Genomic DNA, 12,154 nt, shown 5'->3' with positions numbered 1-12,154 from the left:
AGTTGTCTGTCCTTGACGTGTCGCAACCCACGCGTTTACGCCTGAGTAACAATGCTTTGAGCAACCATCAACCACTTGGGAGGCACTTATGGCAATCGACGTGTACCTGCAAATCGATGGCATCAAAGGCGAATCGGCGGATTCAGCGCATCAAGGCTGGATCGAGATTACCTCTGCACACTGGGGCGTGATGCAGCCCAAGAGCGCCACCGCCTCTACAGGAGGTGGCCACACTGCCGAAAGGTGCGAGCACCGCACGCTGTCGCTCACCAAAGTTGCAGACTTGGCGTCCCCGATCCTGATGCAGACATGCTCAATGGGGCGCACGATTCCCAAAGCAAAGCTTGAGTTCATGCGGGCTGATGGATTGGGCATGCCCGTCAAATACTATGAGGTCGAACTCGAAAATGTCCTCATCAGCAATATGGATCAAGTGGCTGATGAGGGCAATATCCTGAATGATTCCTTCGGTCTGCGCTTTGCCAAAGTGAGATGGAAGTATACGCAACAGAAAATCGGCGGCGGCGCTGGCGGCAATACGGCAGGCGGATGGGATTTATCGATCAACCGAATTGCATGAGGGAGCGGACAATGCTTGAAGTCCAACCCAAGGATACACGCGGCTATTTCATGTTGCCGCAAGCGCCCGAAGACGCAGCTTACTACGTGTACGGAAACGTCGGCGGCAGGAAAAACACAGGGCATTTGGCGCAATATGCCCACTCCAACCTGCTGTCGCTGATATTTCACGTCGAACGGGAATGGCAAGCTATATCTGATCGTAAGTTTGGTATCGGAAACATCAGCATTGATGGCGGGCTTCCGTATGACAAACACAAGAGCCATCAAAAAGGTATCGAAGTAGACTGCCGCCCCATCCGAAAGGACCAGCTTACTGGCCAAGCCGCCCGTGTCTCACGCTTTGATGATGTCTATGATTGCGAACAGACGATCAAACTCATTCGGCTATTTGTCGAGCACCCCATGGTAAAAGTCGTGTACTTCAACGATGACAAGGTACAGCAAGCACTAGGAGGCCGCGTCCGCTCATTAATCGGCCATGACGATCACTTTCACGCCGAAATCCGGGAACCAAAATGAAAATCGATGCGGTATTAGTGGTCTGCGCTCTTGCAATTTTTTCCGACGTTCGTGCTGGCGAGAAGAAATCAGATGAATGGCAAGGTGCGCCGCCAAAACCATTGAACGGAGACTACCAAGTCTATGGTGGCACTTTATCCGAAATGCTTCCGCCGACCAAAAAAGACAGAAAAATAGCCTTCATGTTTAAAGGGGGGCTCGCAAGAGACTTGTTCAACCAGATCGGCCCCGACTCGAAGGATACCTGTAGCGCAGCCAGTGATTACAGGGAAAGAGCGCGCGGCGACATTTCCTGCACCTACACTTCGGCCCAAGGATACGCATGCTATCTAGGGCTCAACGTTGTCACTGGGAAGAGCACTCAGGGCTCGATCTGCTAGGCTAAAGTCAGTACTCCTCGTCCTCGCTGGCGCCGAAGGCGGTGCGCACGGCGCCGACGCGGGCGCTGTGGACCAGTTCGGGGATGCGCTGCGGATTGCCGGCGCTGCCCTGGGCGATTTCGCCGGCGTTCACGGCGCGCGCGGCGGCCAGCGCGGCTTCCAGATGGGCCAGCTGCGGGAAGGGCTTGTCGCGGAAGCTGACGCCATTGCCTTCGCGGCCGCAGGAATCGCATTCGGTGGCCAGCAGCATCTGCGTGAAGCGGGCGGGCTTGCGGAAGGCGTCGCAGCGCTCCAGCAGTTTCACTATCGTGTTCGGCCGCAGCTGCAGCGCGCGGCCCACGTTGCCGTGTTCGCGCGCCGTCATCACGGCCAGGTCGCGGCATTCGCTGGGCACTTTCAGGCGCTTGCACACCTGCTCCACCAGCTTGGCGCCGTCGCCTTCGTGGCCGTGGTGCGAGGGCCATTTTTCCGGCGGCGTGAGGCCTTTGCCCAGGTCGTGCATCAGGCAGGCGAAGCGCACCGGCAGCTCGTGGCCGCGCGCGGCGGCGTAATCCACCACCAGTTGCATGTGCACGCCGGTGTCGATTTCGGGGTGGTGCGCTTCCGGCTGGGGCACGCCCCACAGCGCGTCCAGCTCGGGCAGGATGCGCGCCAGCGCGTCGCAGTCGCGCAGCACTTGCAGCATGCGCGAGGGCTGCTGCTCCATCAGCCCGCGCGACACTTCCTGCCACACGCGCTCGGGCACCAGCGCGTCCACTTCGCCCTGCTCCACCATCTGCCGCATCAGCGCGTTGGTTTCGGGAGCCACCGTGAAGTCGGGGTAGCGCGCGGCGAAGCGGGCCACGCGCAGGATGCGCACCGGGTCTTCCGCGAACGCGTCCGACACGTGGCGGAAGATGCGCTGCTCGATGTCGCGGCGGCCGTTGTAGGGGTCGGTCAGCGTGCCGTCTTCCGCCTTGGCGATGGCGTTGATGGTGAGGTCGCGCCGCACCAGGTCGTCCTCCAGCGTGACGTCGGGCGAGGTGTGGAACACGAAGCCCTTGTAGCCGGGCGCGGTCTTGCGCTCGGTGCGGGCCAGCGCGTACTCCTCCTGCGTTTTCGGGTGCAGGAAGACAGGGAAATCCTTGCCCACCGGGCGGTAGCCCTGCGCCAGCATGTCCTCCGGCGTGGCGCCGACCACCACGTGGTCGTGGTCCTGCACCGGCAGGCCGAGCAGCTCGTCGCGCACGGCGCCGCCCACCACGTAAATCTTCATCGCCATATCAGTCCGGCATTTCCGCGTCGTGCTGGGGGCAGGTTTCGGTTTCGGCCAGGGCCTCGGCCACCCAGCGCGCCACGGCGGGATGGGCGCGCACGCGCTCGCAATAGGCGTTCAGCGCGGGCGGCAGCACCACGCCGTAGGTCTTGAAGCGCATCACCACCGGCGCGTAGTAGGCGTCGGCGATGGAGAAGTCGCCGAACAGCAATTCGTGGTGGCCGAAGCGGCTCAGGCACTCTTCCCAGATTTCGCTGATGCGGCCGATGTCGGCCTGGGTGCCGGGCGTGCGGCCCTTGCCCGGGTAGCTGCCCTTGATGTTCATGGACATGGAGTTGCGCAGGCTGGAGAAGCCCGAATGCATTTCGGCGCAGACCGAACGCGCCATGGCGCGCGCGGCCACGTCCTGCGGCCACAGGTGCTTTTCGGGGAACTGCTCGGCAAGGTATTCGCAGATGGCCAGGCTGTCCCAGATCGTCATCTCGCCCGCCAGCAGCACCGGCACGCGGCCGCAAGCCGAATACTCGGCGATCTTGTTGCCGGTGTCGGCCTGGTCCAGCAGCACGCGCACTTCCTGGAAGGGGATGTTGAAGGCGGTCATCGCCACCCACGGCCGCATTGACCACGAGGAGTAGTTCTTGTTGCCGATAACGAGGGTCAGGCCGGGCTCGCGCGCGGCAGCCAGGGTTTGCGTCAGCGTGGGATCCAAAACGGTGGTTTGCATATCTGTTCCTGAGTTTTTTAATTTATCGGCCGCCGAAGCTGGCTTCGCTGCGTTCCTGCTCGGTGTAGCCTTTCGGCCCGACCGTGCCCAGGCGCGCTTTCAGCGACTGCGGGCGGCCTTCGAACAGGGCGGCGTAATAGGTGGCGTTGGACATCACGTTCTTCACGTAGACGCGGGTTTCGAAGAATGGAATCGATTCGATAAAGACCGCGCTCTCCATCGGCTTGTCCAGCGTGGAGCGCCAGGTGCGCAGGCGGCCCGGCCCGGCGTTGTAGGCGGCGGTGGCCAGCACCTGCGAGCCGTCCATGCTGCCCAGCACCATGTTCATGTAGTTCGTTCCCAGCATGATGTTGGTCTTCACGTCGGTGATGGCGTCCTGCACGAAATCGGTCACGCCTATCTTCTTGGCCACCCAGCGCGCGGTGGACGGCATGACCTGCATCAGGCCGGAGGCGCCTGCGTGCGACTGCGCGTCCATGATGAAGCGCGATTCCTGGCGGATGATGCCGTACACCCAGGCCTTGTCCAGGCCCAGCGTCTGCGTGGCCGGATGCATGATGTCGTCGTGCGGCGAGGGGTAGCGCTGGGTGTAGTCGACCTGCACCCGGGTGCGGTCGGAGGTGTTCACCATGCGGTCCAGGATATGGTTCTGGCGCGCGAATTCGGCGGCGGCCAGGTGGCCGCGTTCGTCCAGGCTGCGCAGCTCCCAGTTCCACTCGCGCGTGCCTTCGAAGCGCAGGCGCATGCCGAAGAATTTGAGCGCGCGCTGGAAGCCGGGGCGTTCGCCGATGGCGGCCACTTCGGCCGGCGCCAGCGGCGCGCCCGGCGGCGGAATCGAGATCAACTTGCCCAGTTCCTCCTGCGCCAGCAGGCCGTAGAAATTGGCCTGGTCGGTAATGCCGCGCAGCAGCTGTGCCGCTTCCGGCGTGGGATGAACCGCGCCGGCTTCCGCCATCAGCGCGCGGGCGCGCCAGTAGATCCAGGCCGGGTCGGTGCGCAGCGCTTCCGGCATGGCGGCGATGTTTTTCTTGACCTGCTTCCAGTCGCCGCTGCGCAGCGCGATGCGGGTCTTCCACTGGTGCTGGTCGATGGACAGCGGCGCGCCTTCGGACTTGCGCCAGTAGCCGGCGGTCTCGGGCGACAGCGAGTAGGACGATTGCAGCGCGACGGCGGCCCAGCCTATGGCCTGCTCCTGCGCGCTCAGTTTGGGGGAGGCTTTTTCCAGCGCCAGCACGGCCAGCTTCATGCTGGTCTTGGCGGCGCGGCCCACGGCCACCAGGAAGGTTTCATGGTCGATCCGGCCGCTGCCCGGGCCTTTGGCGATGGCCACCAGCGGCAGGTCCACTGCCTGCGTGATCTTCTTGTCCACGCCGCCCAGCAGCAGGATGGCGCGGCGCGCCTGGCCGGTGGCGTTGAATTCGCCCGACAGGCGCACTTGCGCCCACACGTCCTCCGCGCTGAACTGGCCAGCCTGGAACAGCGTGGCGATCAGGCCCGCGCAGGCCTCGCCGTAGCCGTTCGGCGCGGTCAGCAGGGCGCGCGCGTCGTCCGCCACTTTCAGGCCTTTCAGGGCCTTCGATTGCAGCGCGTAGCACTTCACCTGGGTGTCGTCGTTGAGCACGAACTGCGGCAGCTGGTCGTCGAAATTGGGCCAGTCTTTTTTGCGGCCCAGCTCCAGCAGCCAGTCGTTGCGCAGGCGGTCGGCGATGGCGCTGCCTTCGTAGCGCTTGAGGAATTCGCGGATCTCGTAAGTGGTGGCGTCACGCCAGTGCGATTTCAGCCGATAATAATCAACATAGGACGGAATGGAATAGCTGGGCAGGCGGGCGGCATAGAAGTCTGCCTTCTGGGTCTCGTCCTTGCGCACCGCTTCGCGCAGCAGCAGGAAGGCATCGTCTTCTTTGCGGGTGTCCGCGCCAGCGTCTTGGGCGTGAGCCAAGCTGGTAATGGCGCATAAAGCTACTGCGCCGGCAATCCATTTCGACCTGGAAATCAATGTACGACTCTCACAAAAATTCAAGACATATCCGAGACATGAGCAGCGACCCTAGAATACCACGCAACCCACCCCAGCCCCTAGCTCCGCCAGAGGACGGCAACCCGAAATCGGCGCTGCGCAAACAGATGCTGGCGGCGCGCCGCGCGCTGGCGCCGGAGGTGCGCGCGCAATGGGACCGCGCGCTGTGCGAACAGGTGCTGGCCTGGCAGCGCAAAAACAAGGTGGCGGTGCTGGGCGTGTACTGGCCGCTGAGCGGCGAGCCGGACCTGCATGCGGCCTACGCGGAACTGGCGCGGCGCGGCGTGCGGCTGCTGCTGCCGGTGGTGGTGCAAAAGGACGCGGCGCTGGAGTTCGCGCACTGGCGGATCGGCGAGGCGATGGTGAAGGATGCAATGGGGGTGGCGGTGCCGGCGGACTTGCGCATGGAGGCGTATCCGCCTGCGCTGCTGGTGCCCTGCCTGGGCTACAACCGGCATGGCTACCGGCTGGGCTATGGCGGCGGCTTCTATGACCGGACGCTGGCGCGCACGCCGCGTCCCGAGACGGTCGGCATTGCCTACTCCTGCCTGCAGGCCGACTTTCCGGATGACAGCCACGACATTGCGCTGGATACGGTGCTGACGGAGCTGGCGGGTTACGGCTGCGCCTAACCCGCCCTACGATAAGCCATGCGCGTACCAGGGCGTAGGGCGGGTTAGCGCGGAGCGCGTAACCCGCCAGCGGCCTTAAACCAGCCGCTGCCAGAGCGCCGTGGTGGCGGCGGCCTGGTTCATGCTGTAGAAGTGCAGGCCGGGCGCGCCGCCCGCGAGCAGGCGCTCGCACAAGCCCGTCACCACGTCCAGGCCGAAGGCCTTGATGGAGGCGCTGTCGTCGCCGAAGCTGGCCAGCTTCAGGCGCACCCAGCGCGGGATCTCGGCGCCGCACATGTCGGAGAAGCGCATCAGCTGGGTATAGTTGGTGATCGGCATGATGCCGGCCACGATGGGCACCTGGATGCCCAGCTTCCGGGTCTGCTCGACGAACTGGAAATACGCGTCGGCGTTGTAGAAGTACTGGGTGATGGCGGCGTTGGCGCCCGCTTTCACCTTGCGCTCGAAGGCCAGCAGGTCGTCCTGCGGCGACTTGGCCTGCGGGTGCACTTCCGGATAGGCCGCCACTTCGATGTGGAACCAGTCGCCGGTTTCGGCGCGGATGAACTCCACCAGCTCGTTGGCGTAGCGGAACTCGCCCGAGGCGCCGTAGCCGCTCGGCAGGTCGCCGCGCAGCGCCACGATGCGCTTGATGCCGTGCGATTTGTATTCGTTCAGGATGGCGCGGATCGATTCGCGCGTGCCGCCTACGCAGGACAAATGCGGCGCGGCGTCTTCGCCTGCGGCGAGGATTTCACGCACCGTGTCCAGCGTGCCGGTCTGCGTGGTGCCGCCGGCGCCGAAGGTGACGGAGAAATATTTGGGATGCAGCTCGGACAGCTTGGCGCGCACAACGCGCAGCTTCTCCGCGCCTTCCGCCGTCTTGGGCGGAAAGAATTCAATACTGAAATTATGGGTGTCCATCGGCATTCTTCAGAAGTAAGGTGGATAGCGCCCAGGAAATCACACTGTAGAGTATCGCGCCGCCCATGGCAGCCCAGAAGCTGTCCACGTGGAAGCCGTCGACCCAGTGCGCCACCAGCCAGAACATGAAGCCGTTGATGACCAGGATGAACAGGCCCAGCGACAGCACCGTCACAGGCAGGGTGAGCAGCAGCAGGACGGGACGTATCAGTGTGTTAACCAGGCCCAGCACTAAGGCTGCGACCAGGGCTGCGCCTATGCTTGTGACATCGACGGAATGCATCAGGTAGGGCACGGCGAACAGCGCCGCGGCATTGATTAACCAGGTAAGGACCAAACGCATAGATAAGCCTCGCAACGGAGCCGGCGGGTGACGGCGTGCGCCTAACCCGCCCTACGGCACGCGGTCCGCAAGGGACCGTGGGGCGGGTTAGCGTAGCGTAACCCGCCTGTGCCGATTAATAACGGTAGTGTTCAGGCTTGTAAGGGCCTTCTTTTTTCACATTGATGTAGGCGGCCTGCTCTTCGGTCAGCTCGGTCAGCTGCGCGTTCAGCTTGCGCAGTTGCAGGCGGGCGACTTTTTCGTCCAGGTGCTTGGGCAGCACGTACACGCCGACCGGGTAGTCCTTGGTGTTCACGAACAGTTCGATCTGGGCGATGGTCTGGTTGGCGAACGAGGACGACATCACGTACGACGGGTGGCCCGTGCCGCAGCCCAGGTTCACCAGGCGGCCTTCGGCCAGCAGGATGATGCGCTTGCCGCTAGGGAAGATCACGTGGTCGACCTGTGGCTTGATGTTGTCCCACTGGTATTTCTTCAGCGCGGCAACGTCGATCTCGTTGTCGAAGTGGCCGATGTTGCAGACGATGGCCTGGTCTTTCATGGCCAGCATGTGCTGTTCGGTCAGGATGTGATAGTTGCCGGTGCAGGTGACGAAGATGTCGCCGTGTTCGGCGGCGTAGTCCATGGTCACGACGCGGTAGCCTTCCATCGCCGCCTGCAGTGCGCAGATCGGATCGATTTCGGTGACCCACACTTGCGCCGACAGCGCGCGCATGGCTTGCGCCGAGCCCTTGCCCACGTCGCCGTAGCCGGCGATGACGGCGATCTTGCCGGCGATCATGACGTCGGTGGCGCGCTTGATGCCGTCCACCAGCGATTCGCGGCAGCCGTACAGGTTGTCGAACTTGGACTTGGTGACGGAATCGTTGACGTTGATCGCAGGGAAAGCCAGCTTGCCTTCCTTGTGCATCTGGTACAGGCGGTGCACGCCGGTGGTGGTTTCCTCGGTCACGCCCAGGATGGCCGGCAGGCGCTTGGAGTACCAGGTGGCGTCTTTCGCCAGGTGGGCCTTGATCGAGTTGAACAGGCAGATTTCTTCTTCCGAGCCGGGGTTGGCCAGCACCGAGATGTCGGTTTCGGCGCGGGTGCCCAGGTGCAGCAGCAGGGTGGCGTCGCCGCCGTCGTCCAGGATCATGTTGGAGTACACGCCCTCGCCCGGCCATTCGAAGATGCGGTGGGTGTATTCCCAGTATTCGTCCAGGTTCTCGCCCTTGACGGCGAACACCGGGGTGCCGGCGGCGGCGATGGCGGCGGCGGCGTGGTCCTGGGTGGAGTAGATGTTGCACGAGGCCCAGCGCACTTGCGCGCCCAGCGCTTCCAGCGTGCGGATCAGCACGGCGGTCTGGATGGTCATGTGCAGCGAACCGGTGATGCGCGCGCCCTTCAGCGGCTGCGCGGCCGCGAATTCTTCGCGGATGGCCATCAGGCCGGGCATTTCGGTTTCGGCGATCTTGATTTCTTTTTCGCCCCATGCGGCCAGGCCGATGTCAGCGATGATGTAGTCTTGTGCGGATTTGAGTACGGCGTTCATCACGCCCTCCTTTCAGTGTTGAAAAAAGTAACGTGAGCGCGGTGTTGATTTCCGAGCCTGGCCTGCCTTGTAGGCGGGTCGCAGCGCTCCTCGGGAAGGGAATTCTAGCAGAAAAACCGCCGCGCCTGCATGGCGCGGCGGCGATACAACATTAGTTCAGGCCGGCGGCGGCGCGCAGGGCGGCGACCTTGTCGGTGCGCTCCCAGGTGAATTCCGGCTCTTCGCGGCCGAAGTGGCCGTAGGCGGCGGTCTTCTGGTAGATCGGACGCAGCAGGTCCAGCATCTGCACGATGCCTTTCGGACGCAGGTCGAAGTGCTCCAGCACCAGCTTGGCGATCGCGTCGTCCGAAATCACGCCCGTGCCTTCGGTGTAGACGGTGATGTTGATCGGGCGGGCGATGCCGATGGCGTACGATACCTGCACCTGGCACTGGCGCGCCAGGCCGGCGGCCACGATGTTCTTGGCCACGTAGCGCGCGGCGTAGGCGGCCGAACGGTCCACCTTGGACGGATCCTTGCCGGAGAACGCGCCGCCGCCGTGCGGGGCTGCGCCGCCGTAGGTGTCGACGATGATCTTGCGGCCGGTCAGGCCGCAGTCGCCCTGCGGGCCGCCGATGACGAAGCGGCCGGTCGGGTTGACCAGGAATTTGGTGTCCTTCAGCCAGCCGGCCGGCAGCACCGGCTTGATGATCTCTTCGATCACGGCTTCTTCGATCTGCTTGTGGCTCACTTCAGGCGCGTGCTGGGTCGACAGCACCACGGTGTCGACCGCCACCGGGCGGCCGTCGACGTAGCGCAGCGTCACTTGCGACTTGGCGTCCGGACGCAGCCATGGCAGGCGGCCGTCCTTGCGCAGCTGCGACTGGCGCTCGACCAGGCGGTGCGAGTAGTAGATCGCGGCCGGCATCAGTTCCGGGGTTTCGTCGCAGGCGTAGCCGAACATCAGGCCCTGGTCGCCGGCGCCCTGGTCCAGGTCCAGGCCCGCGCCTTCGTCCACGCCCTGGGCGATGTCCGGCGACTGCTTGTCGTAGCACACCATCACGGCGCAGCCCTTGTAGTCGATGCCGTAGTCGGTGTTGTCGTAGCCGATGCGCTTGATGGTTTCGCGCGCCACTTGAATATAATCAACGTTGGCGAACGTGGTAATCTCGCCTGCCAGCACCACCAGGCCGGTGTTGCACAGGGTTTCGGCGGCCACGCGCGCTCTCGGGTCTTGCGCCAGGATGGCGTCGAGGATGGCGTCGGAAATTTGGTCGGCCACCTTGTCCGGGTGGCCTTCGGAGACGGATTCCGAGGTGAAGAGATAGTCGTTCGACATTGCAAGCTCCTGATACTGGTTTGGTAAACATGTCGCAACAACCAATACGGCTTGCGACGCTTTAGCGATATTTATATTCCGCTTCGCAAGTTGTCTGTTAACTCAGCGGTTCCTTCATACGTGGTATTTTACGCTTCTTTTAAAAACTTTTGGCAAGGCAAAGCTTTTTGCCTGATCTGAATCATCCATGCTTGTCACCCTATTCCGCCTACTTTCCGTCTTTCCCCTGCCCGTGCTGCATGCGCTGGGCGCCGCGCTCGGCTGGCTGGTTTACCTGCTGTCGCCCTCGCACCGCCGCCGCATGCGCGAGCATATGCGCCAAGCCGGCTTCGAGCGCCACCTGGGCGCCGCCATTGCCGAGGCTGGTAAAAGCATACTGGAATTGCCGTTTATCTGGTGCGCGCCACCGGAGCGCGTGTCGCGCCACGCCACCACCGAGAACTGGGAGCTGGTGCAGGGCGCGCTGGACGCCGGGCGCGGCATTGTGTTCCTGACGCCACACCTTGGCTGTTTTGAAATTGTTGCGCAGGAAATCGCGCTGCGCACCGAGCTGATGGTGATGTACCGGCCGCCGAAACAGGCCGCGCTCAAGCCGCTGATCGAGGGCGCGCGCGCGCGCAAAAACCTGCTGCTGGCGCCGGCCAATATGTCCGGTGTGCGCATGCTGGCCAAGACGCTGAAAAAAGGCCTGCCGATCGGCCTGCTGCCGGACCAGGTGCCGCAGGAGGGCGAAGGCGTGTTCGCCGATTTCTTCGGCCGCGGCGCCTACACCATGACCCTGCCGGCCAAGCTGGCGCAGATGGGCGACGCGGTGGTCATCGTCACCTACGCCGAGCGGCTGCCGTTCGGGCGCGGCTATGTGATCCGCTTCGTGCCCTTCGAGGGCGCGCTGGACGGCAGCACCGCCGAGCAGGCGCGCGCCATCAACGCCGCCATGGAGCGGCTGATCGCGCGCGCCCCGGCGCAGTACTACTGGAGCTACAACCGCTACAAGGTGCCGGCCGGCGCGGCGGCCGCCGCCGCCAAGGCGGAGGCGCCATGAGGCTGCTGCTGGGATTCATGTGGCTGCTGCACTGGCTGCCGCTGCCGGTGCTGGGCCGCTTCGGCACGGCGGTCGGTTCGCTGCTGTTCATCATCATGAAGCCGCGCCGCGACATCACCCTGGTCAACCTGCGCCTGTGCCTGCCCGAGCTGTCCGAGGCCGAGCGCACCGCGCTGGCGCGGCGCCACTTCCAGTCCTATGCGCGCAGCGTGTTCGAGCGCTCCATCCTGTGGTGGGCCTCCGAGCAGCGCCTGCAGCGCCTGATCAAGGTGGTGTCCTACGACGGCGCGCACCCGGAGTCGGCCGGCATCCCGGTGGCGGCCATGACGGGCCAGCCCACCATTTTGCTGTGCCCGCACTTCGTCTGCCTGGACGTGGCCGGCGCGGCCATCGCCATGCAGGCCTCGGCCTCGTCCATGTATGTGCAGCAGAAGAACGCCGTGTTCGACAAGGTGCTGCGCGACGGCCGCGCCCGCTTCAAGCCGGTGCGCCTGTTCACCCGCCTGGACGGCATCAAGCCCATCCTGCGCGCGCTGAAGGAAAAGCTGCCCTATTTCATGCTGCCGGACATGGATTTCGGCGAGAAGGACGCCGAGTTCGTGCCCTTCTTCGGCGTGCAGGCGGCCACGCTGTCGGCCACGGCCCGCATCGCGGCGGCCACCGGCGCCCAGGTGATGCCGGTGATCTCCACCTTCCTGCCCGATTACCAGGGCTGGCAGGTAAAATTCTATGCGCCATGGGATAATTACCCCGGTCCCGACATGGTGGAGGCGACGCGCCGCATGAACGCCTTTATCGAGGAGCGCGTGCGCGAGGCCCCGGCCGAATATTTCTGGACGCATAAGCGCTTCAAGACGCGTCCCAACGGCGAGCCTTCCTTCTACGGCAAGGCCCGCTAAAAACCAACT

13 protein-coding genes and 1 riboswitch are annotated in these 12,154 nt (G+C 63.9%); of the genes, 6 read left to right on the top strand and 7 right to left on the bottom strand.

All coding sequences use genetic code 11. From position 1 onward, the window contains the following. Positions 1-88: 88 nt before the first annotated feature. From KT882_RS03525 to KT882_RS03515, 3 genes are read left to right on the top strand one after another with little or no spacing between them, the layout of a single operon-like run. Positions 89-580: an Hcp family type VI secretion system effector gene (locus tag KT882_RS03525; RefSeq protein WP_161071518.1), complete on the top strand. Its 492-nt coding sequence runs from the start codon at positions 89-91 to the stop codon at positions 578-580. Between the two features lie 11 nt (positions 581-591). After that, the gene (locus KT882_RS03520) at positions 592-1,101 is read left to right on the top strand and encodes a M74 family metallopeptidase (RefSeq protein ID WP_228894425.1); all 510 of its coding nucleotides are present in this window, start codon (positions 592-594) and stop codon (positions 1,099-1,101) included. Beyond that, positions 1,098-1,481: a hypothetical protein gene (locus tag KT882_RS03515; RefSeq protein WP_161071520.1), complete on the top strand. Its 384-nt coding sequence runs from the start codon at positions 1,098-1,100 to the stop codon at positions 1,479-1,481. The genes KT882_RS03520 and KT882_RS03515 overlap by 4 nt, the downstream gene beginning before the upstream one ends. Before the next feature lie 7 nt (positions 1,482-1,488). Here KT882_RS03515 and KT882_RS03510 read toward each other — a convergent pair whose 3' ends face one another. From KT882_RS03510 to KT882_RS03500, 3 genes are read right to left on the bottom strand one after another with little or no spacing between them, the layout of a single operon-like run. Next, positions 1,489-2,736 carry a multifunctional CCA addition/repair protein gene (locus KT882_RS03510; RefSeq protein WP_228896532.1) on the bottom strand — a complete coding sequence of 416 codons (1,248 nt, stop codon included), beginning with the start codon at positions 2,734-2,736 and terminating at the stop codon, positions 1,489-1,491. Positions 2,737-2,743: 7 nt separating this feature from the next. Beyond that, positions 2,744-3,460 carry a glutathione S-transferase family protein gene (locus KT882_RS03505; protein ID WP_228894424.1) on the bottom strand — a complete coding sequence of 239 codons (717 nt, stop codon included), beginning with the start codon at positions 3,458-3,460 and terminating at the stop codon, positions 2,744-2,746. Between the two features lie 22 nt (positions 3,461-3,482). After that, positions 3,483-5,456, bottom strand: coding sequence for a lytic transglycosylase domain-containing protein (locus KT882_RS03500; RefSeq protein ID WP_161071522.1), 1,974 nt, complete (start codon positions 5,454-5,456; stop codon positions 3,483-3,485). A gap of 38 nt (positions 5,457-5,494) precedes the next feature. On the opposite strand from KT882_RS03500, the gene KT882_RS03495 reads away from it, so the two are divergent. Beyond that, positions 5,495-6,109, top strand: coding sequence for a 5-formyltetrahydrofolate cyclo-ligase (locus KT882_RS03495; RefSeq protein WP_161071523.1), 615 nt, complete (start codon positions 5,495-5,497; stop codon positions 6,107-6,109). A gap of 75 nt (positions 6,110-6,184) precedes the next feature. On the opposite strand, the gene metF is transcribed toward KT882_RS03495, so the two are convergent. The 4 genes from metF to metK form a co-directional block, all read right to left on the bottom strand. Then, positions 6,185-7,012, bottom strand: coding sequence for a methylenetetrahydrofolate reductase [NAD(P)H] (gene metF / locus KT882_RS03490; protein WP_161071524.1), 828 nt, complete (start codon positions 7,010-7,012; stop codon positions 6,185-6,187). Beyond that, positions 6,999-7,355, bottom strand: a complete 357-nt coding sequence (locus tag KT882_RS03485; RefSeq protein ID WP_161071525.1) for a phage holin family protein — start codon at positions 7,353-7,355, stop codon at positions 6,999-7,001. The genes metF and KT882_RS03485 overlap by 14 nt, the downstream gene beginning before the upstream one ends. Before the next feature lie 115 nt (positions 7,356-7,470). After that, on the bottom strand, positions 7,471-8,886 hold the full coding sequence (ahcY, locus tag KT882_RS03480) for an adenosylhomocysteinase (protein ID WP_161071526.1): 1,416 nt from the start codon (positions 8,884-8,886) through the stop codon (positions 7,471-7,473). Positions 8,887-8,913: 27 nt separating this feature from the next. Beyond that, a riboswitch (S-adenosyl-L-homocysteine riboswitch) is annotated at positions 8,914-8,984 on the bottom strand. A 53-nt stretch (positions 8,985-9,037) separates the two neighbouring features. Then, positions 9,038-10,204, bottom strand: a complete 1,167-nt coding sequence (gene metK / locus KT882_RS03475) for a methionine adenosyltransferase (RefSeq protein WP_228894416.1) — start codon at positions 10,202-10,204, stop codon at positions 9,038-9,040. Positions 10,205-10,391: 187 nt separating this feature from the next. Here metK and KT882_RS03470 point away from each other — a divergent pair, with 187 nt between their 5' ends. Together KT882_RS03470 and KT882_RS03465 are read left to right on the top strand one after the other, a co-directional pair. Continuing rightward, positions 10,392-11,246: a lysophospholipid acyltransferase family protein gene (locus tag KT882_RS03470; RefSeq protein WP_161071528.1), complete on the top strand. Its 855-nt coding sequence runs from the start codon at positions 10,392-10,394 to the stop codon at positions 11,244-11,246. Continuing rightward, positions 11,243-12,145: an LpxL/LpxP family acyltransferase gene (locus KT882_RS03465; RefSeq protein WP_228894415.1), complete on the top strand. Its 903-nt coding sequence runs from the start codon at positions 11,243-11,245 to the stop codon at positions 12,143-12,145. The genes KT882_RS03470 and KT882_RS03465 overlap by 4 nt, the downstream gene beginning before the upstream one ends. The last annotated feature ends 9 nt before the right edge of the window (positions 12,146-12,154 follow it).

It is taken from the genome of Pseudoduganella aquatica (assembly GCF_020865585.1).
Classification (GTDB): domain Bacteria; phylum Pseudomonadota; class Gammaproteobacteria; order Burkholderiales; family Burkholderiaceae_D; genus Rugamonas; species Rugamonas aquatica_A.
Note: the sequence above shows the minus strand (reverse complement) of the source record. Positions and strands in the feature narration are given on the sequence as shown.